The organism is Gemmatimonadota bacterium (assembly GCA_030747075.1).
GTDB lineage: Bacteria > ARS69 > ARS69 > ARS69 > ARS69 > ARS69.
This window is the reverse complement of the sequence record JASLLL010000027.1, coordinates 18,663-38,080: the sequence shown is the minus strand read 5'-3', so window position 1 is coordinate 38,080 and position 19,418 is coordinate 18,663. Positions and strand designations below refer to the sequence as shown.

Genomic DNA, 19,418 nt, shown 5'->3' with positions numbered 1-19,418 from the left:
CAGAGCTCCATGGCGTGCTCATAGGACACGATGGCCTGATCCGAAAGCCCCTGCTTCATGTACGAGAAGGCCAGACTGGCGTGACTGTTGCAGTCCTTCGGGCGCAGGGCGACATAACGCCGATACGCTTTGACTGCGTCTTCGAACTCTTCCATTTCCGTCAGCGCAAAACCGAGACGCGCGTAGACATCCGGATCATCCGGCTTGAGGTCCACCGCCTTGCGATACTCCTCCACCGCCTTGCCCAAGAGTCCGCTGGATCGGTACTGATCTCCCAGAAAGAGACTCTGGCGAAACTCCTCGTCTCCATTCGAAACCGGCTCCGCCATGACCTCGACCTGAGTACTCTGGTCAGGCGGGGAACACCCTCCCACGATCAATAGAATCCCAAGCCAGGGCACCCAGGGGGAGAGCCCCCGACCAGTCCTGTTCATGTTTCATCTCCTCGGAGTCTTGGCATCTGCACGCTCGCGGACACGGCCGCGCGGATCTGCCCTCCATTTGAAGGCGGACCGGAACGGCGCGTCCCGGGGAAAAGTCCCGGGTACCTTGGAGGAGATCCCGAAGGTTGTCAAGACACGCCGCGCCTCTACTCCGTGGGGGCGTCCGCCTCCTGGAAGAGAGGACTGATCCGCTCCAGGTTCTCGCGCGCCAGGGCCCCTGCCGGGCTGTCTGGTGTCTTATCCAGCACGAACTCCCATTCTCGCTTCGCTTCCTTGAACATTCTTGCGTCGGCGAAGAGAACACCCAGGTTGAAGTGGGCGTCGGAGTGATCCGGATCCAGCTCCAGTGCCGCGGACAGAGCTTCCTTGGCCTCGAATGTGCGCTTGAAGTTGAAGTAGAGGAGCGAACCCAGATTGACGCGCGGCGTGGGATCCTTCGGATCCAGTTCGATGGCACGGCGGTATTGCGCCAGCGCGTCTTCAAACCGGCGGGCCTCTTCCAGGGCAAGCCCGTAATGCACGACTGCCTCCACGGACTCAGGCCAGCGTTCCAGCAGACTCTCGAAGGCGACCACCGCGGAGTCCGGGCGGTTTGCCCGCTGCCATGCGTCCGCAAGGCGGAACCACGCGTCGGAATCCAGCGAGTCCGCGGCAATGGCCGTGTGCGCCAGAGCGACGACCTCCATGGGGTCTCCCTTGACCTCTACGGTGGTCCCTTTGCCCGAAGATCCGGCGCAGGCCGCCAAAGTGACGAGAAGGACCGTTGCCGCAGGAACCGCGAAGCACCGGGGCGCAGATGAAGCGGACATGAATCGACCTCCGAAGATCAAGGCTCCCGCGAACGACCCTGTGGCCGGGCGGCCCGGGGAGCTACGCTCCGCCGGGGGGAATACAAAACCGGTCAACGCCGATCAGCGATAATGACTCTTCACCAGTCCCCAGGATCCAGGCGTCAGGGCAGTTCCCCCGCAAGCCGCGCAGTTTCCGTCCGGGGAAACATATCCGATCGTGCCGCACCCTCCGCCCAGCGCAGGAGAATCCGCACAGACGCCGAAATCGCTGCCCGGAGCGTCGCAGAACAGCGGGTCGATGTTCAGGTTGTCGTACGACCCGGTGAAGTCGATGCACTCGCCACCATACGGACCGAGCGGGTTGTCCCAGAAAATGTTGCAGGTGAAGGACTGTTCGTTGCTCAGACCGCACTGGATGGCGTTGGAGGACAGCGTTCCCGTGATGATGTTGTTGGAGAACTCGAAGTCCGACGACTCCGCCCAGAAGACCGCTCCGGCCCCGCCGAAGGGAACCTCACACTGGTAGAACGAGTTGTTGATGATCTCCACTGGATTGGCGGTGAACGGGGGTCCGCACGCGGTGATGGCAATGGCGCCTCCACCATCTTCCGCATAGTTCCCGACAAACACATTGTTGATCAGACGGATCTCGCTGAACTCCGCATAGACGCCGCCGCCCAGCCCGGACTGGCAGTTCAGAAAGATGCAGTTCTCGATCGTTCCCCCCGTGGCGTTGGCCGAGATTCCGCCTCCGCGACCCGTCGCGTTGCTGTCCCAATCGAGAGTGAACCCCTCTACCCGCGTGTCCTCATTCCCGTTCAGGAAGCGAACGGCAGGCACACCCGTTGCGAGCCCTCTGATGGCTGTGTTCTCCGGACCGTGCCGGGAGATCAGTACCACGCCGGACTCCAGGAGCAGCCCGCCGGAGTACTCTCCGGGCCAGACCAGAATGGTATCTCCCGCGGTCACGCTCCCGCCGTCGAGGGCATTCCAGATGCCCTCGTTCTCGCTTTCCCCCGGCGGCGTGTAGAAGTCGCAGAGCCCGTCGCAGTCCAGCGAATCCACGCCAATCGTCCAGGTAGTCGCCCCGCCGGGACCCGCAAAAAGGGCTACCAGACACAGGGACGCGAAAAGGAGAAGAACACTGTGCAACGACGGTCTCATGGATCCTCCGCCCCCACGGGTCCGGCGCATCCGAACCCCTTCCCGGGGAAATGGCCAGCGGACTATACCAAGCTCATTCGAGTGCGGCAATCGCTCCGTACTCACAAATCTCATCGATCGTCGAGGGGTAAGCGGCAGCAACTCAGACGCCCCGCCCGCCTTGCCCCGGCGCCGGGAAGCCCCTATTCTCCCGCATTCACACGGGGGGGGGTCGCTTGAGTACTGGTCCGATCGTCGCGACGACGCCTCCCGCCAACTCGACCTTGGGCCCCTGCCGAAGACGGCACCGTCTGCCTGCCTCCCCGGAGTGCCTCTTCGCTCGCCTTCCCGGATCTCGACGCTTCCGATTCGCGGCCGATTCCACATCCGAGACGGTGTTCGGGTGCTCTCCGTTGCGCGTCATTTCGTCAGAATCCGCGCCCCCCGGATCGATGGCCCCCGTGCCATCCCGCGAACTTCGGGACGCCCTCCCCTCCCCTTCGGCCGCCTTTGCGGCTCAAGGTTCATTCCCCGGCGGCGCAGTCGGGTTCATCACCTATGAACGCGGCACACTCCTTGAAGAGGTGCTGCCGCGTGAACCGCCCCCGTTGTGTCCGCAGGTCTGGTTCGGGATCTACGACACCTTCGCGCGGGCGAATCCGGAGTTGGACGAACTGGAGATCGTGTCGTGGGGGCTTCGCGAAGACGGATCCTTCGACCCCGCCGCCGCGACCGCTCGCGCCACGCGTCTGGAGGACGCGCTCCTGTCGCCGGACGCGGCCCTCCACGCAGCCGCCGGAGGATTCGCTGACGGCCCGGCCACCTGCACGCTGGACCGCACGGGGCATGAGGCTCGTGTGCGGGAGATTCTTCGGTCCATCCGGCGCGGCGACATCTATCAGGCGAACCTCACCGCACTCTTCGGCGTGCCGGTCTCAGGGGATCCTGCCGCCCTTTTTGAACGCCTCCTTCGCGACAATCCTGCGCCCTGTTCGGCGTTCGTGGAAGCCGACGGCGCGACGGTGGTTTCCTCGTCGCCGGAGACTCTGCTGGAGTGCCGGGGCCGAACGGCCACCACCCGACCCATCAAGGGCACGCGGCCACGAGATCCGGACCCGCTCCGCGACCGCGTGCTCGCCCGGGAACTGACGGCTTCGCGCAAGGACCGCGCTGAACTCGTGATGATCACCGACCTCGCAAGGAACGACCTGGGGCGCGTCTGCGAGTTCGGATCCGTCCAGACGAGTTCGCTGGCCGCCCTTGAATCCTTCCCCCATGTGCATCATCTTGTCTCCACGGTCACGGGGCGCATGAAGCCCGGACTGGATGCATTGAATGCGCTGGAGGCGGTTTTTCCGTGCGGTTCCATCACCGGGGCTCCCAAAAGGCGGGCCATGGAAATCCTCCGAGTACTGGAACCCGCGGCCCGGGGAGTGTATACCGGTACGGTCGGGTGGCTCGGATTCGACCGTTCGGCGAGGTTCAGCGTGGCCATCCGCACCGGCGTGGTTCGCAACGGGATTCTCCATCATGGCGCCGGAGGGGGAATCGTGATCGACTCGTCCCCTGAAGCGGAATGGGATGAGCTGATCCTCAAGACGAAAGCATTCCGGCTGGCGCTGGAGCCCGAGACGACCGACCACTTCGCGGAGAGAACGACATGACGGTGATCGAACCCTATGTCCACTGGAACGGCCGGGTGACTCCGACCGAAGAGGCCCGCGTGTCCGTCCTCGATACGGGATACCTGTACGGGGACGGCATCTACGAAACGATGCGTGCCTACGGCGGGTCGGCGTTCGCACTGGACCGGCACCTCGCCCGGCTGCGGAGGAGCGGGGACGCCATCGGACTCCGCACTCTGAACGAAGGGGATCTCCGCGTCCGCGTCACTGAGGTCATGGAAGCCAACGGCCTCGCGGATGCCGTGCTGCGAATCACATTGACCCGGGGCCAGCTGGAGAAGCGCCTGGACCTCTCGACATGCGGTGAACCCTCGGTCCTCATCACGGCCTACCCCATCGACTCCGCGGCGGACACGGCGCGACGACAGGGGATCCGGGTTGTTCACTCGCGGTTCCTGCGTCTCACGGAGTTCTCGCTGGCAGGAATCAAGACCACGAACTACCAGGTGTCTCTGTTCGCACGAAACGAGGCCCGTGAGGCCGGTGCCGACGAAGTGCTCCTGGCGAACGAGACCGGAGACATCGTCGAGGGCGCCGCCAGCAATGTGTTCCTGGTGACCGAGGGTGAGTTGCTGACCCCCCCGCTCGGCACCGGGATTCTCGGAGGCATTACGCGTGAGACCGTGTTGGAGATCGCCGAACGCGAGGGAATCCCCACGCGGGAGAAGACTCTCCCGAAGGACCTCCTGGCGCGCGCGGACGAGCTCTTCCTGACCGGGACCACCGTTCAGGTGGCTCCCGTGGTATGCGTCGGAGATTCTCCCGTTGCGGATGGTCGGCCCGGGTCGATCACGCGTTCGCTCCACGATCTCTACATGGACGCCGTCCATGCGGATACAGGAGCCGCGTCTGCTGCAAGAAGCGCGTCCTCATAGACGATCGCGCGCACCCGAGGTCCGGTCCCTGCCGTAGATTGCGTCCCCGACGCGCTGCATCCATGCCAGCTCGCCTTCGTCCATCGCACCCAGCTCCACCGCACGCAACGCCTGCCGCATCTCTTCGCGGGTCCCCGGTCCGGCCAGCACCGTGTCCACCTGCGGATGGGAGAGCGCAAAGCGGTAGCAGTCCGTCCCCGTGGGAGTCCTCTCCCCGTCGGGGGTTCGGCGAGGATCACAAAGGTGCCCCCAACGCGTCGTCGTGTAGGTCACCAGCCCCGGTCGACGGTGTCGCTCCACCGGCTGGAATGCGGGGAACACATCCCGCTCCGCTCCCCGGTGTACCGCGTTGTAGCGCAAGTGGCAGATGTCGAAGCGCCGATCCTCCGCAAGCGCGGGAATGGCGGCCCGCCGATGGCTGGAGATCGCGACCTTGCGCACAAGACCCTTCTCGCGAAGGTCGGCCGCCGCATCCATCACACGCGGGGAGGGCGGTCCATTGTGCCAGCCCAGGAGGAGGACATCGGCGCCGTCGAGCTTCAACTTCCGCAGGGCGCCCCGGACCGATTGCCGAAGAAGCGCCGGGATCCTCGCATAGCTCTGCACCACCACGACCAGATCATCCCGGTGGTTCGGGGCCAGGTGCCGAATGGCGCTCCCCATGGGATCCCGCCGGAGACTCCCCCAGTAGAAGTAGTTGACGCCGCGCTCGAACGCCTCTTCGTAGGCCGAGGCGGGAGCCGCATACGATGAACCCAGCCCCAGTCGCGAGACGGACAGCCCCGATCGACCGAGAATGACTCGCTGCAGGTTGGAACTCATCGGGCCTCCGGAGGTGAATCGACGCGATCAGGCTTCAGCGCACCGGCATCGAGGCATTCCCGGACGGCGCGCCCGGCGCGATCTTGAGCCTCCCTGCCATCCACGCGCAACCCGGAAGTCTCCGTCTGCCGGGTTGCGTCCTGCCCCCGGTTGCCCCCCGACGCGACCATCCGGTATACTCAAGCGTGTGGTTTCCCTCGCGAACTCTGGAGCCTGTGTCAGTGAGCCATCCTGTGATCCGCCGAACCGCATCGTGGGCCTCACTCGCCCTTGTCCTCATCGGACCCACGACATCCGCCGCCGATTGTCCGCCCATCCCCATGTCGGAGACGCCTCCCGCATTTGTCAGAGAGTGGGGTTCCTTCGGAACCGGCCCGGACGGGTCGAAGGTGAGGTTGGCCGGAGTGTCGATGCAGGGCGACATGTCCGAGAGGTGGAAGTCCCCTCCGGAAGGATCCACAAACCGCGGGTTCGCGTTGATGTTGTTGCTGCCGGTCGCGCCCGGGGGAAGGGACAGATCGCTGTAGTGGATCTCGGCGTTGCCGAGGAAGTCCAGATGGATGTTGTCGCTGTACATCCCGGGATTCCCCTTCACGATGCAGTTCACAAACGCGGCATCGGCGAAAACCAGATTCACGGCCCCGCCGTCGCCCGTCACGGCGCTGTTGCCCGACAGCGTGCAGTGGACAAGAGAGAGGCTGTTCCCGTAGCCCATCGTGTTGAGAGCCCCTCCGCTGGAATACATCGTGTAGTTGTTCGCGAAGAGGCAGCGGATCATCTTCGTGCCCTCGACCGAGTAACAGGAGATTGCGCCGCCTCCGTAGCCGCAGTCATTCTCGATGAACTCGCAGCCGGTGATCTCCGTGTTCATGTCGCCCGTGAACTTGATCGCGCCTCCTTCGCCGTAGGCGTGATTCCGAACGAATCGACATTCGAGGAACTCCGTCAGCGCACCGGTGGAACTGCCGGTATAGATGGCGTAGACGGCACCGCCCATCCCATTGCTGGCTCCGGTGGCGTCGTTATCCGCGAAGAGGCAGTGATCCACAATCGCGTTCGACGAGAGGAGCGCGAGGCCGCCGCCGTGAATGTCCGGATAGCTACCCGCGGTCAAACCGTGTTCGATGCGACAATAGGAGAGCGCGACGACATCGTCAGAGTCCACGCGGATCCCGCCCCACCCCACCGCGGGAGTATCGGTCGTGAAGAGAATGCTGTCGCCTTTGGCACCCAGCGCTTGCAGGTCTCCATTCACCGTGAAGGAATAGTGCCCCTGAAAGTTCACTTCCACTCCCGGGGCTATGGTGAGTGTGAGTCCGGCAGGAACGACCACCTCTCCGACAACGAGATAGGGAGAACCCGAGGCGTTCCATACCCCGGACTGGTTGCCGCTGACTACAGTTTGCGCAAGCGCGGGAAACGAAAACGCAAGGGCAAGAGAGGCGGCGCAAACTCCCTTCATGAGAACCTCCGGCGGGTGACTGCGGACGATCGTGAGCAGTCCAGAATATCACGGCTGGACAGGCCCATTCAACGCAAGGCGGGTCTGACCGCCGGTCTGAGAGGGCTTGAGCGCCGCTCACCGGAGAGAACGCTCCGGAAGCGAGCCACGACAACCCACTCCCCCCGCAACCCGACAAACTGGTACGATGCGCGTCCCCCCTCACTCATTCCCCTGGGAGGAGCTGTATGCCGATTCGATGCACTGTCCTGGCCCTCGCGGTTCTTCTGACAGCGTGCCCGTCCCTCGCCGGCCAATGGGAAATGGTGCATGTCTTCCCGCAGTGGCTGGTGCTTCTGGACATCGCGTGCGCAAGCCCGAACGATGTGTGGGTGGCCGGAGTGAACGAGATGACCAACACCAACCAGATCTATCACTCCACCGATGGCGGGGAGACCTGGACCATGCAGTACTCCGGCATGGACCTGAGCGTCTTCATGGTCGGAATGGATGCGGCGGACAAGTCGACGGCTTTCATTGCGGGGACTTATGTCTTCGCCTTCTCCGCTGACGGCTGCGGTGCCATGACCTCCACAGGCGGAAGCAGCTGGAACCCCGTGGACCCGGCCGACCCCTTTGTGGCCAGTTTCCGATCCGTCAATGCCCGGAGTTCTCAAGAGGCTCATCTTGTGGGCAGCTGGGGGTTCGGAGACACGAAAGGGCTGTACTCCACATTCAACGGCGGTGCCAGCTGGACTCATTACTCCACCGTTCCCGCTACGCACGCCCTCTTGTTTGCCGACTTCTCCGGCTCGCAGAACATCTGGGCGACCGGAGGCGCGTGGCCGGAGAAGGGCGGTCGCTCCGATCACTACTCCGAGGCCTTCGAGCCTCATGTGCGGCGACTCTTCAGCGAGACAGCAGCCGATCCGATGTCGGAACGAGAGACACTTCCCGGTCAGTATGAGTCGTCCATCTGGTACTCGAGCAACGGCGGCGGCAGCTGGACTCAGCAACTGTCGAATGTCGGCATCGGGTACATGGGCGGCATCGACATGGTCGACGCCGCCTTCGGGATCGCGGTAGGCGCGGGGGACTTCACCGCCCAGATCTACCGGACCACCAACGGCGGGGCCACCTGGCCGCGTATCAGTTTCCCGTCGGAGAACGACCACATTCTCGCCGACATTGAAATGGTCAGCGCGGCGGAAGGCTGGGCCGTGGGTTATAGCCCTGACGGGCCGGGAGGCCAGCCCGGCACCGCGATCGTGGGTACCACCGACGGCGGATTGTCCTGGGCACGAGAGCCCATCAACGAAGCCACGGCTCTGCTGGGTGTCTCCATGTACGACGAGCATCGTGGATTCACCTGCGGGGGCAACAACCTGAAGATCTCCCGGGTGCTCCGGTACGACGACGGGTACTACACGGGGACCGCAGTAGAAACTGCGGAGGCCGAGGGTCGCCTCATGCTCTCGCAGAACCAGCCCAATCCGTTCAATCCCCGGACCACCCTTGCGTTCCGCCTTCCCCGCGAGCAGCGGGCTCGACTGGCCGTCTACGATGTGCAGGGCCAGCGCGTTGCGCTTCTTGCCGACCGCGTGTTCTCGCCGGGTGAGCAGAGTCTGGTCTGGGACGGCACCGATGATCGCGGCGTGCCCGCCCCGGCCGGTGTGTACTTCGCGCGACTGGTCGCGGGAGAAGTGTCGGAGTCCAGAAAGCTGGTGCTCGTCCGTTAGCGCCGGAATACTGCTGCGGGTTCGGGAGCGCTCTCCTGATCCCGCAGCGGGAGGAATGTCACTCGTATCCGTATGCCGTGAGGATTTCTCGGAAGGACTCGGTGACAAGTTTCTGCTGGTCTTCGCTGAACTGCTTCTTCCATCTTCCAACATGGGCTTTCGCCGCCGAAAACCCGGTGTTCGCAATGGTCTCGGGGGAAATCTCCAGGCCCAGAAACTTCTCCAGGGAACGAACGACCGAGTCGCGGTCCGCCGCCAGATCCTCCAGCCGCACCTGAAGAACCTGCTCCGACGGTAGTCTCGACCGTTGCTCCAGCCAGCGTCGGTGCACGGAGCTCTGGAACTCCACCGCCTCCGAGAGACCGCGCGGACTCCAGTCTCTCGTCTGGAACGACCCGAAGGAGTCCCGTGGATCGCGGCAGGCGACAATCAGCCGGGTGGATCCTGTCATCTCCATGCACCGCCCGGGTGCCTGGGTCACGAACGGCTCGTTGATCAGGATCCTGTTCGCACCCTTCTCTCCGGCGACTCCTTCATACAGTGTCTGGATGAACTCCCGCGTGACCCGATGGAAGCCTTCACGGTCGACCTCCTGCGCAAAGAAGATCTCCCGGCTGTTGAAAGAGTAGCGGCGGTGCCCGGTCAATCTCAGAAGGACTTTGTTCAGAAGCGTCGCCCGGCCAGCCCAGATTCCCTGGTATGAGAAGGACACCAACCGCTCCAGCAGCGCGTCCACCGCCTCCGCGTAATGAGGCCCGAACCGCCCGGAGTAGTTCGATCGGGTGTAGGCGCTCCCCCATGTCCGCCCCATGGTCTTCGCAAGCCGCCGGAATCGATCGATGGCGAAGTCCGCCTGCCAGGGAGTCCAGTTGTCGATCAGCGCGGACTCCAGACTGAGGAGTCCGTCCGGATCGGTCAGCAGGCGCAGCTCATAGGGAGTGGCATAGATGTCCGGGTGCGGAGAGAGCAGGCGGAGCACGCCCCCGGTCCCGCTCCGTCCAAACCCGCCAAGCAAGACAACATCCCGTGCCGCATGGCTCATGCTCCACCCTCCCTGCCGGATCGTTCCGGTCAGGATATCGCGTGCTTTCCGGATGAGCAACGCAGACTAGGTCGCCAGAAACTCCCGGACGACACCGCTCACCATGGGGTATCGGAATGTGCCCCCCCCGCGAAGCACCTCGCTGACGAGAGATCCGGTGATCGGGTGGTGATGCTCCGACGAGTGGGTGCAGGAGTCCGTGACCGACCCGCACTCGTCACAGTAGTACACGCGCGAGGCCGTCACGATTCGCACTTCCATCTTCTTCTGAAGCTCGTCCATGCGGGAGGAGCTCTCAGTACCGCCCGATGCCGCGGCAAACTCTCCATGCTCCGGCCCGGCCACAAAGTGCGTGCAGCCGTGGTTCTGATGGCAGAGCGCGTCGAATACGACCTCCCGCACCCCGGCGTATCTGGTGTGCGTCGGGAACGACCCGATGACCACCTCCAGGTTCTCGTACTCCCGGGAGGTGGTCAGTTCGTTGTAGCATCGTGTAGTCTCCGCGATGCCGAACTCGCCATCCCGAACCGGTCCGGAAACCGGACTGACGAAGAGACCATCGGCGAAGGTCCGCGCGAATGCCCTCTTCTGGATGAACTCGTGCGCGAGATTGGGCAATGTCCTCGTGTGGAACCCGACGACCTGTGACCAGCCCTTCATCTCAAAGAGCGAACGCGATTGAAGCGGTGTCACCTCGTAGCGTGCGGCATCAACGCGCACATCATCGACAATCTCGATGTCTCCCGCGAGAACGAAGCCCCCGCCTTCCATCACGGTCTCTACCCCGGGGTGGTCGGGGTTTCGTGAGCCGAAGAGCCGCTCACAGACCTCACCCGGGGAGATCTCGTACTTCTCCCCCACCGTCAGCGTGCCGACCACGGAGTCCTGCCACTTGAGTGCCACTCGCTCCCCCTGCTCCACCGCAGAGTGAACTTCCCCCGGAACCTGAAGCAGAATGGGAACGGGCCACAGCGCCCCGCTCAGGAGCACTTCCCTGCTGAGTACGCTCTCGACCTCCGCCTTGGTCATGAACCCCCGCACCGGGCTGAACACACCGTTCGCGAGCTGCAGGAAGTCCAGATACTGCGTGTGCCGAAGCGGAAGATCGGTCGAGGTCATCGGCAATGCCTTCCGATCCAGCCGAGGCGCCAGACAGAGACTTCCCCCATGAGGCGGGATCAGGCGCGAACCGGCGTCTTCCAGCCTGGGTCCCTCCCCGCGAGTGAACTTCTCGTATTCTTCGATCACACTCTTCAAGATCCCGACGGCAGCCAGCGGATTTCCGCCGATGGCCGTTTCCGCGGCAAGAACCAGCCCGTCCGCTCCATCCAGCAGCGTGTTGGCGATGTCGTTGACCTCCGCACGCGTAGGCAGACTGCTGGTGATCATGGACTCCAGCAGGTTCGTTGCCACATAGAGTTCCTTCTTGCCCTCTTTGGTGGCGTGCGTAATCCGCTTCTGCCAGAACGGGATTCGGGAGATGGCCTGCTCCCGGGAGAGATCCCCTCGATCGATCAGGATCGCGTCCGACTCGCGGATGATGTCGTCGAGAGTCATGAGGCCCCGGTTCGACTCCACTTTCGAGATCAGGAACGCATCGTCACCCACTTCGGCCCGCATGGATCGCACATCCTCCGCGGATTGCGCGAATGAAAGGGCGAAGTGTTTCACTCCGAACTCCCGCCCGATCTGAATGGAGGCGCGATCCTTCTCCGTCATGGCGGGAAGCGCGAGAGGAGTCTGGATGTCCACCGCCTTGTTGGAGCCAACCGTCCCCCCGATCACGACTCGGCAGAGGAGTTCGTCGTTCTCCAGCTTGTCGATGACCTGCACGGAAGTGGAACCCAGCCGAAGGTAGATCATCTCTCCGATTTCGATATCCCGAAGCACCTCCGGGTGATTCAAGGTAATCCCCATCTCCGCCGAGAGCCGGGCCAGCGCGGTATCAGGGTTTGCCGACAGCCCCCCCGCGCCTCCCACGACCACGAGCGAGCCAGCCGGGAGGTTGCGCCTCCCGCCCTTGAGGTAGCCGGTGCGCAATTGCGCGCCCTCGGTGTCGATGCAGATGGGAACCCGGGAGCACGACTGGATCTCGGAGATCACGCCGGGCAGTTCCTCCAGCCGGGTGTGCGACAGGTTGATTCGGAAGAGCCAGACTCCGTCCTGTTCCATCTTCACCAGACACCGCCGGTTCAGCGTAGCCGGGCCGATGGTACAGAGGATCTTCGGTGGGACTGTCCGTTCCATGTCATTCATCTCCCGGCCCTTGGAACACCGCTACGGGGACGCCCTTCGCTGGAAGGCCCATCCGCTTACGCCATCGGAAGAACCGCCCTCGCTCTTCAGCAGGTTCCGCGATGCACTCTCCCGCTGACGAGAGGTTTCATAGCTCAACTCACGGGAGTCGTACAGTTCGAAAGCCCGGGGATGGCGAGCCGGGGCCAACGGAGACTGTCGGCCGTTGCGGAGTACGGGTCCGCGGCCCACATGGACAGACCCGGCGATGAATCAGCGCACCCGCGTCACCCAGTGCGCGCCCAGCGTGGATCCTCCGGAATCAAGACGCAGCAGATAGCGCCCCGCCGCAACTTCAAAACCCGCGTCCCCACGCCCGTCCCACTCGAAGGTGGCCGGCGCGGACGCAAGATCTCCGGACCAGAGAGTGCGAACCCTCCGGCCGCAAATGTCGTGGATCGAGAGTTCGGCCCAGCCTGCGGCCCCCCGGGCCAGATCGTGGGAGATCGTCGTGCTCCCGGAGGCAGGGTTCGGATACGACTTCAGAAATACGCGATATCCGGACGAACTGCGCCCCCCCCCGCTCGCAATCTCCGCCACGCCCGTCGCGCTGCATTCCGGGAGGTGGACGGCTTCAGCAACACCCAGCTCACGGTGACAACCCGGATCGACCGGGCCCTCCCCCCAGTAGTACATGCGGAGCCTGTCCTCCCCGACAGGGCCCTTCTCCCATGTGTAGCTGGTGACCATGTACTGCACCGTATCCCATGCGAGCGTGCCAGCCGGTGGATGATCCAGAACCGGACTCCCGGTCTTACACCAGGTCAGTCCCAGATCGGTGGACTGCGCATGACCGATCTTGACGCAGCCCCGGTTCGAAAGCCCCCCATTGTCGCTGTTAATGAGCCATCCGGTTCCGGCGTAGAACAGGTGCAATGTCCTGCCGTCCGGATCGGCGACCAACTGGCCAAGGCCCACTCCTCCGCGGTCGAACTGATCGCACTCTCCGGCAATCAGGATGGGATTGGGATTGGGATCGAGATCCTCCCAGACATATCCATCGTCGGAGACCTTCAGGTTGAGTGTGGCCAGCATGAAGGGGGGGCCGCCGTGGCTGCAGACCTCGTTATAGACCATGTAGTACTTCCCTCTGAAGTGAACAACCGAGGGCGTGCGAACATTCGTGTTGGCGGGATCGTCGCTGGTCAGAACCGGCGCGCCGGAATCCACGAAGCTCAGACCGCCGTCCTGGGAGTCCGCGCGGCCGATTCCATTCCCCTCCCCCTGAAAGTAGAGGTACATCTCCCCGGGTTGCTCCCCGTAGTGGACATCCGGGCACTTGATGGACGCATACCAGCTTCCTGTCGACGGAAACGCCAGCCCCCCAAGCGTCCAGGTCAGCCCGTCCGTGGAAGTGGAGGCATAGAGGCCGCTGTCCGTCACCCAGGAGTGGCAGCTATCCGGCTTCAGGGGATGGAGGTGGTAGTAGGTGGAATCACTTCCCTTGTCGATCGTGAAGCAGTACGACCCCTTGCACGGCGGCGTATAGATCGGAGACGCCGCAAGGCTGTCCAAGCGAACGAAAGCCGTGTTGGTCTCGAAAGTGCCGCACGCGGTGTCGGGAACGCAAGGCGGTTCCGGGCAGTCCAGCTGGAGGCGCGGCACGCCCCACGCATCCGGAGGCATCGCAAGATCCTGCCTGGACAAGCTGTCACAAGCCAGAGCGGGCGGAGCCAGAGCGGCCGCCAGAACCCCTGCGGCCAACCCTCTGCGGACGATGACGAGAATGGACATCACGAACCTCCCTTTGTTTGAACCTCCGAATCAATCAAAGGGGACTTCGAACTCCAAGTTTACCCCACCACCCCCCCCTATCGCAAGGAACCCGGTCCCTGATGTCTTGCGGAGGCGGCTCTTCCCCGGGCGAGTGGGGCTTCCCGATCCGTGGAAGACCTACTACGAGGGGAAACTGCGGACGCCTTCGGTACCGAATGCGCCTCCGCACGCCTTGAAGTACGCGTTCTAGGGTGGGGACGGGCGGGTTGGAGGGGTGAATCGGAAGTGCCGGCTCCCGGCCGCCCCAACGAGGGGCGACCCGAAGCCGGGAGCTAGCTCACCGAAAGGGCAACGGGGAAACCCGCTCGGGAAAAACAACAATCTCCGCTACACAACTTTCTCGTACCACAGCCAGGTCGGCATCGGCTCAAACCCGAGGCGCCGGTTGATCCCGATCATGCCGCGATTGTTCTCCTCGTTCTCGGTTCGCGCCCAAGGGTATCCCCTGGCCTTTGCCCAGGCCAGAGACCTCGCCTTGACCGCGGAAGCGATCCCACGCCCGCGGTACTCCCGGCGAACGGCCGTGAGGCCGGTGTTGATACCATCATTCCCCTCCCGATCCCACAGATTGGTGACTCCCACGGGCGAGTCTCCGTCCAGCGCAACCACCCATGCGTCGGGGTCGAAGTTCGGATGTCCGAAGACCATCCCGGCAAAGGAGTCGAAACTCACCGGGGTGAACTCATCATTGCTGGGAATGTCCGGAGAGACCGCCTGCTCCATCTCCCACATCCGCACCCGGGCGTCCGGGCACTCCGCTTCGTACTCGCGCAGCGTCTGCAGACGAAGGCCGGACTCTTCCAGCTTCGAAATGGCATCTTCATGCGACTCGGGATCGAAGCGCGAAAGATCCAGACTGTACTGCAGTTCCCGAAGACCGATCACGAACCCGCGCCTCTCCAGGAAGTGCATGGACTCCGGCATGTCGTCCTTCCCGACGGCACCGAGCTTCAGAGGGTCGAACGCCCGGAGTTCCTCCACGAGACGCTCGTAGCAGGCCGACCCGATTCCGCGCCGCTGCCACTGGGGCGCAACGCGGATGGCCAGACTGAACTTGCGTGGGTGATGGCACTCCATGAACTGACTGTACTCGCACCAGCCCACCGGGCTGCCCGCTTCCTCCCATACCCAGCGCCGGAATCGGATTCGTTCGTCCTTCGCGAGATCTGTGTGGCGCATGCGTTCCACGGAGCTGCCATGCCCCGGGTAGAGGAGGTTCTCGATCCGGACGCAATCGTCATAGTCCCTGGTCTCGAAGTCCCGCAACATGGTCCCCTCCCCGGACAACGAGCGTACGCCGGTCAGGCGCGACGATAGGCCGTTCGTCCGGTGCGTTCCAGAGATATCCCATCGCCGGGGCGGGTCGCCCCCGTGCCCACCTCCGGGAGGACGCGATACCGTACCGCCTCCGCAAGGTGCGGGAGCGCCACTTCCTCTGCGTCCGCAAGATCCGCAATGGTGCGCGCCACACGCATGACCCGATGAACCCCCCGCGCCGAAAGCCCGCGCCTGCGGAGGGCCGTGGCGAGGAGCGCCTTCCCTCCGGCGGGCAACGCGCACGCGCGCTCGAGGTCCCGCCCGGAGAGTTCCGCGTTGACGACCCCCCGCCCTCCCGCGCCGCGTTCCCCCGCATACTGCGCCCGGCGCGCCGCCTCGACGCGCTCGCGCACGGATTCGGATGATTCGCCCGGTTCCCCGCCTGTGAGCCGTTCCAGCCCGACGGCAGGCACGCGCACATGCAGGTCCACGCGATCCAGGAGCGGGCCGGAGAGGCGTGCGCGATACCGGCGGATCTCAGTCGAAGTGCATCGGCACGCCCCGGGGCCTTCCCCGGCCTTGCCGCACGGGCAGGGATTCATCGCAGCGACGAGCTGAAAGCGAGCGGGGAACACCGCGCTTCTGCCCGCACGCACCACGGAAACCCGCCCGTCCTCCGCAGGCTGGCGAAGCGCCTCCAGAGCGGATCGGCGAAACTCGGGCAACTCGTCAAGGAAGAGGACGCCGCGGTGCGCGAGGCTGACCTCGCCGGGGCGCGGCGGGTTCCCCCCCCCGACAAGGCCCACATCGCTGACCGTGTGATGCGGCGCGCGAAAGGGCGGTTCGTGAAGCGGCGCTCCGCCGGCGCTCAGCACCCCGGCGATCGAGTGGATCATCGTCGCCTCCAGCGAATCCTCTCCGGCAAGGGGCGGGAGGACCGTCGAAAGCCGCCGGGCCAGCATGGTCTTCCCGGCGCCGGGCGGACCCACCATGAAGAGGTTGTGCCCCCCGGCCGCCGCAATCTCCAGTGCCCTGCGTGCCTCGTCCTGCCCGCGGACATCCGCGAGATCCACGCCACCCGGCCGCCGAGCACGCCCCTCCGATGCCTGCCCTCGCTCGTGGAACCCGGGGTCAGCGGCGCGCTCGGCCGCTTCCCGAAGGCTCCCCGCAGCCCCGACCTCCAGGCCCTCCACCGAGAGCGCCTCCCGGCGATTCCCGACCGACACGACGATCCCCGCGGCCCCCATCCGGCGAGCCGCCACGGCCGCCACCAGGACCCCACGCACCGGGCGCAGCGACCCGTCGAGCGAGAGTTCGCCAAGGAACAACCTGCGCTCCAGGCCTTCGCCGGGAATCTGCCCGGACGCCGCGAGCAGCGCCAGCGCAATGGGAAGGTCGAAGCCGGAGCCCTCCTTCGGGAGACCGGCCGGAGCGAGATTCAGCGTGATGCGTGCCGGAGGCATCTCGTAGCCGGAGTTGCGAACGGCCGCATGCACGCGGTCCCGAGACTCCCGGACGGACGCATCCGGCAGCCCCACGATCTGCGTATGGGGGATCCCCGGAGACACATCGGCCTCGACATGAACAGCATGAGCCTCAACGCCCTGAAGGGCGGAAGTCAGTATGCGGAAGAGCACAGCCACCTCCCCGATCGATGAAAACCTGTCGAATCGGGGAGTGAAAGGGAGCACACAACCGCAGGAAGAACCCGCGGATCAGTCGGAAGCACCCTCGGGGGGCGGAGGCAACTGCGTCGTCAGGAAACGGGTCGCCTCCACGGCTACCACGGAACCCGGCTCAGCAAGCTCCAGCACCCGACGATACCACCTTGCGGCATCGTCTATCTTGTTCATGAGGCCGCAGGCCACGGCCAGGCTGTACACGCCGTCGAGGTACTCCTGATCGATCTCGACGGCAATGCGGAACTGCTCTCCGGCCCGGGATACGGCATCCGGCGCCCCCGACCGAATCCATGCATTGCCCAGAAGAACGCGCCCCTCCTTGAATGCCGGATCCAGTTCCAGAAGGCGCTCGTAATACCCGATGGCGCCGGGGTAGTCCCCCTTCCCGTCCAGGAGCTGCCCCGCGGAAAGGATGGCCGGAATGAACTGCGGATCCAGTTCCGCGCACTTCTGAAACTCGGTCAGCGCCTCTTCCTTGCGACCCGCACCGTCGTGGATCTTCCCGAGGTTGTACCTGGCCAGCTCGAAGTCCGGCTCCAGTTCCACGGCACGCCGGAACGCCGCTTCCGCCTTGGCTCGATGAAGAAGGGCGACATGGGAGTTGCCCAGATTGAAGTGGGCTTCCGGGAAGTCCGGCCTTACCTCCAGCGCGCGCAGGTACTGCTGGATCGATCCTTCCGCATCTCCCGCTTTATAAAGCCCGAGCCCCAGAACATTCATGGCTCCCGCATGGTCGGGGTCGTCCACAAGAATGGCGTTTGCCATGGCGATTCCCTCGTCCACGCTTCCACTGACCACCAGGTCATAGGCCTCCTGAACGCGTGGGTCCACGCCCTGATCCCCGCACCCGGACGCCAGAAGAAGAAGCGCCAGCCCCATTGCGATCACTCTCATGTCTGTTCTCCTTCGGATTCGTCTTCGGTTTCCGCGTGTCGGCGCGAACGAATATGGTCGGCAATGAGCACCACGGCCACCCCCAGAATGAGGACCGCGTTCATTGCGAGGATTCCGAGGAGCAGAACAAGAACGATTTTCACGGCAGTTCCTCCTCAGATACCGGGGCGTGCGGGAGCGTCAAAAGCCCCCGGAATATGCTCGACGGCAAGGTCGGGGCCCGTGCCCGCCACCGTCACGACATCAAATCGACACCCCCCTGCGGGGACGCCGTTCCGCGCAAGCCAGACCGAGGCCGCGCTGGCAATCCTCCCTTGCTTTGCGAGAGTCACGGCTTCTGCCGCACGCCCCGCCGATTTCCGCCGGGCCTTGACCTCCACGAACACCAGCGTGTGTCCGTCCTCCAGAACCAGATCGATCTCGCCCCCGCCCTGGCGGACATTTCGCGCCAACAGGCGCATCCCCGCGCAGGTTAGAAACCGTAGCGCCTGATCTTCCGCCCATCGTCCGCGTGCAGGAGAAGTTCTCACCGATGCGCTCCCTCGGGGATCCGCTCCCGAACGCCGGAAAAGGTTCGCCGATGATGAACACACGGACCGACTCTCTCCAGCGCCTCGCGATGCACGACAGCAGGATACCCCTTGTGTCGCTCAAAGCCATACTCCGGAAACCGCTTCGCCAGCCGGATCATGTGCCGGTCACGCACGACCTTTGCCACGATGGACGCCGCCATGATGGACGCGCACCGCGAGTCCCCCTTCACGAGCGCGGTATGGCGACAGGGGAGCCCGGGAACCGGAAGGCCATCGACCAGAAGATGCGACGGTGCGTGCGGGAGCCGCTCCACGGCCCGGCGCATGGCGAAGTGCGTGGCTCGGAGGATATTGATCCGGTCGATGAGCCCGTGCCCCGCCCAGCCGATGCCGATGCCCACGGCCCGACTGCGAATCTCGGCGAAGAGCCGCTCCCGGGCGCGCGGTGTGAGCTTCTTCGAATCTCCGAGGCCGTCGATGGGGTCGGACGGGTCCAGCACGACGGCCGCCGCCACGACGGGACCGGCCAGCGGACCGCGCCCTGCCTCATCGATCCCGGCGACATCTCCCCCCACTACCCGGGCGATGCGCCGCTCCCGGCGATACGCGGTCTCCACTCCCCGGCGCGAAACAGCCATCTCAGGTGTTTCGACGCTCGCGGATCCGTGCAGCCTTGCCGGACCTTCCCCGGAGGTAGAACAGCTTCGCGCGGCGAACTCGACCGCGACGCACCACCTCGAACCGAGCCACCGACGGCGAATGCATCGGGAAGACGCGCTCCACCCCGAACCCGTTCGCGATCTTCCGCACGGTGACCGTTCGGCGAATCCCGCTCCCGCGAATCTGGATCACATTCCCCCGAAAGAGCTGCACTCGTTCCTTGCTTCCTTCGCGGACGGTGACATGCACAGTAATGGTATCTCCCGGCCCGAAGTCGGGAATGTCAGTCCGGAGACCCTTCCCCTCCGCCAGCCGGATCAGGTCAACCATGATCGCTCCC

At 64.5% G+C, this 19,418-nt stretch carries 18 protein-coding genes; 3 read left to right on the top strand and 15 right to left on the bottom strand.

Features of this window, described 5'->3' with window-relative positions; translation table 11 throughout:
- The 3 genes from QF819_08880 to QF819_08870 all read right to left on the bottom strand — a co-directional run.
- Positions 1–434: tetratricopeptide repeat protein (locus QF819_08880; GenBank protein ID MDP6803272.1), on the bottom strand; the 434-nt coding region annotated here is incomplete at its 3' end.
- Positions 435–589: 155 nt separating this feature from the next.
- On the bottom strand, positions 590–1,252 hold the full coding sequence (locus tag QF819_08875) for a tetratricopeptide repeat protein (protein MDP6803271.1): 663 nt from the start codon (positions 1,250–1,252) through the stop codon (positions 590–592).
- Positions 1,253–1,354: 102 nt separating this feature from the next.
- Positions 1,355–2,398 carry a right-handed parallel beta-helix repeat-containing protein gene (locus QF819_08870; protein MDP6803270.1) on the bottom strand — a complete coding sequence of 348 codons (1,044 nt, stop codon included), beginning with the start codon at positions 2,396–2,398 and terminating at the stop codon, positions 1,355–1,357.
- A 431-nt stretch (positions 2,399–2,829) separates the two neighbouring features.
- On the opposite strand from QF819_08870, the gene QF819_08865 reads away from it, so the two are divergent.
- Positions 2,830–4,041 carry an anthranilate synthase component I family protein gene (locus QF819_08865; GenBank protein MDP6803269.1) on the top strand — a complete coding sequence of 404 codons (1,212 nt, stop codon included), beginning with the start codon at positions 2,830–2,832 and terminating at the stop codon, positions 4,039–4,041.
- Complete coding sequence (locus QF819_08860; protein MDP6803268.1) at positions 4,038–4,937, top strand: aminotransferase class IV; 900 nt, start codon at positions 4,038–4,040, stop codon at positions 4,935–4,937. Before QF819_08865 ends, QF819_08860 begins: the two co-directional genes overlap by 4 nt.
- Here QF819_08860 and QF819_08855 read toward each other — a convergent pair.
- Both QF819_08855 and QF819_08850 read right to left on the bottom strand, forming a co-directional pair.
- The gene (locus QF819_08855) at positions 4,932–5,759 is read right to left on the bottom strand and encodes an aldo/keto reductase (protein MDP6803267.1); all 828 of its coding nucleotides are present in this window, start codon (positions 5,757–5,759) and stop codon (positions 4,932–4,934) included. The genes QF819_08860 and QF819_08855 overlap by 6 nt on opposite strands.
- Before the next feature lie 34 nt (positions 5,760–5,793).
- A complete protein-coding gene (locus tag QF819_08850; GenBank protein ID MDP6803266.1) occupies positions 5,794–7,221 on the bottom strand; it encodes a right-handed parallel beta-helix repeat-containing protein in 1,428 nt (475 codons plus the stop codon).
- Positions 7,222–7,448: 227 nt separating this feature from the next.
- Between QF819_08850 and QF819_08845 the strand changes: the two genes are divergently transcribed.
- A complete protein-coding gene (locus QF819_08845; GenBank protein MDP6803265.1) occupies positions 7,449–8,939 on the top strand; it encodes a T9SS type A sorting domain-containing protein in 1,491 nt (496 codons plus the stop codon).
- Between the two features lie 58 nt (positions 8,940–8,997).
- Here QF819_08845 and QF819_08840 read toward each other — a convergent pair whose 3' ends face one another.
- The 10 genes from QF819_08840 to rplS form a co-directional block, all read right to left on the bottom strand.
- Positions 8,998–9,981, bottom strand: a complete 984-nt coding sequence (locus tag QF819_08840; protein ID MDP6803264.1) for a sulfotransferase — start codon at positions 9,979–9,981, stop codon at positions 8,998–9,000.
- A 66-nt stretch (positions 9,982–10,047) separates the two neighbouring features.
- Positions 10,048–12,228 (bottom strand): pyruvate kinase, encoded by a 2,181-nt coding sequence (locus QF819_08835; protein ID MDP6803263.1) that lies wholly within the window; start codon positions 12,226–12,228, stop codon positions 10,048–10,050.
- Positions 12,229–12,489: 261 nt separating this feature from the next.
- A complete protein-coding gene (locus QF819_08830) occupies positions 12,490–14,010 on the bottom strand; it encodes a FlgD immunoglobulin-like domain containing protein (GenBank protein MDP6803262.1) in 1,521 nt (506 codons plus the stop codon).
- 369 nt (positions 14,011–14,379) lie between these two features.
- A complete protein-coding gene (locus QF819_08825; protein MDP6803261.1) occupies positions 14,380–15,321 on the bottom strand; it encodes a GNAT family N-acetyltransferase in 942 nt (313 codons plus the stop codon).
- 32 nt (positions 15,322–15,353) lie between these two features.
- A complete protein-coding gene (locus QF819_08820) occupies positions 15,354–16,946 on the bottom strand; it encodes a YifB family Mg chelatase-like AAA ATPase (GenBank protein MDP6803260.1) in 1,593 nt (530 codons plus the stop codon).
- A 78-nt stretch (positions 16,947–17,024) separates the two neighbouring features.
- Complete coding sequence (locus QF819_08815) at positions 17,025–17,885, bottom strand: tetratricopeptide repeat protein (GenBank protein MDP6803259.1); 861 nt, start codon at positions 17,883–17,885, stop codon at positions 17,025–17,027.
- Positions 17,882–18,028 (bottom strand): hypothetical protein, encoded by a 147-nt coding sequence (locus QF819_08810; protein ID MDP6803258.1) that lies wholly within the window; start codon positions 18,026–18,028, stop codon positions 17,882–17,884. The genes QF819_08815 and QF819_08810 overlap by 4 nt, the downstream gene beginning before the upstream one ends.
- Positions 18,029–18,040: 12 nt before the next feature.
- On the bottom strand, positions 18,041–18,415 hold the full coding sequence (locus QF819_08805) for a YraN family protein (GenBank protein MDP6803257.1): 375 nt from the start codon (positions 18,413–18,415) through the stop codon (positions 18,041–18,043).
- Positions 18,412–19,056 carry a ribonuclease HII gene (locus QF819_08800; protein MDP6803256.1) on the bottom strand — a complete coding sequence of 215 codons (645 nt, stop codon included), beginning with the start codon at positions 19,054–19,056 and terminating at the stop codon, positions 18,412–18,414. The genes QF819_08805 and QF819_08800 overlap by 4 nt, the downstream gene beginning before the upstream one ends.
- 1 nt (position 19,057) lies before the next feature.
- Positions 19,058–19,408, bottom strand: coding sequence for a 50S ribosomal protein L19 (gene rplS, locus QF819_08795; GenBank protein ID MDP6803255.1), 351 nt, complete (start codon positions 19,406–19,408; stop codon positions 19,058–19,060).
- Positions 19,409–19,418: the final 10 nt, after the last annotated feature.

What these genes read in the sequence shown, in the direction of transcription:
- QF819_08815 (MDP6803259.1), bottom strand. Translation starts at nt 17,885, where the DNA reads ATGAGAGTGATCGCAATGGGGCTGGCGCTTCTTCTTCTGGCGTCCGGG.
- QF819_08830 (MDP6803262.1), bottom strand. Translation starts at nt 14,010, where the DNA reads ATGTCCATTCTCGTCATCGTCCGCAGAGGGTTGGCCGCAGGGGTTCTG.
- QF819_08875 (MDP6803271.1), bottom strand. Translation starts at nt 1,252, where the DNA reads ATGTCCGCTTCATCTGCGCCCCGGTGCTTCGCGGTTCCTGCGGCAACG.
- QF819_08835 (MDP6803263.1), bottom strand. Translation starts at nt 12,228, where the DNA reads ATGGAACGGACAGTCCCACCGAAGATCCTCTGTACCATCGGCCCGGCT.
- QF819_08865 (MDP6803269.1), top strand. Translation starts at nt 2,830, where the DNA reads ATGGCCCCCGTGCCATCCCGCGAACTTCGGGACGCCCTCCCCTCCCCT.
- QF819_08870 (MDP6803270.1), bottom strand. Translation starts at nt 2,398, where the DNA reads ATGAGACCGTCGTTGCACAGTGTTCTTCTCCTTTTCGCGTCCCTGTGT.
- QF819_08860 (MDP6803268.1), top strand. Translation starts at nt 4,038, where the DNA reads ATGACGGTGATCGAACCCTATGTCCACTGGAACGGCCGGGTGACTCCG.
- QF819_08800 (MDP6803256.1), bottom strand. Translation starts at nt 19,056, where the DNA reads ATGGCTGTTTCGCGCCGGGGAGTGGAGACCGCGTATCGCCGGGAGCGG.
- rplS (MDP6803255.1), bottom strand. Translation starts at nt 19,408, where the DNA reads ATGGTTGACCTGATCCGGCTGGCGGAGGGGAAGGGTCTCCGGACTGAC.
- QF819_08845 (MDP6803265.1), top strand. Translation starts at nt 7,449, where the DNA reads ATGCCGATTCGATGCACTGTCCTGGCCCTCGCGGTTCTTCTGACAGCG.
- QF819_08825 (MDP6803261.1), bottom strand. Translation starts at nt 15,321, where the DNA reads ATGTTGCGGGACTTCGAGACCAGGGACTATGACGATTGCGTCCGGATC.
- QF819_08840 (MDP6803264.1), bottom strand. Translation starts at nt 9,981, where the DNA reads ATGAGCCATGCGGCACGGGATGTTGTCTTGCTTGGCGGGTTTGGACGG.
- QF819_08850 (MDP6803266.1), bottom strand. Translation starts at nt 7,221, where the DNA reads ATGAAGGGAGTTTGCGCCGCCTCTCTTGCCCTTGCGTTTTCGTTTCCC.
- QF819_08855 (MDP6803267.1), bottom strand. Translation starts at nt 5,759, where the DNA reads ATGAGTTCCAACCTGCAGCGAGTCATTCTCGGTCGATCGGGGCTGTCC.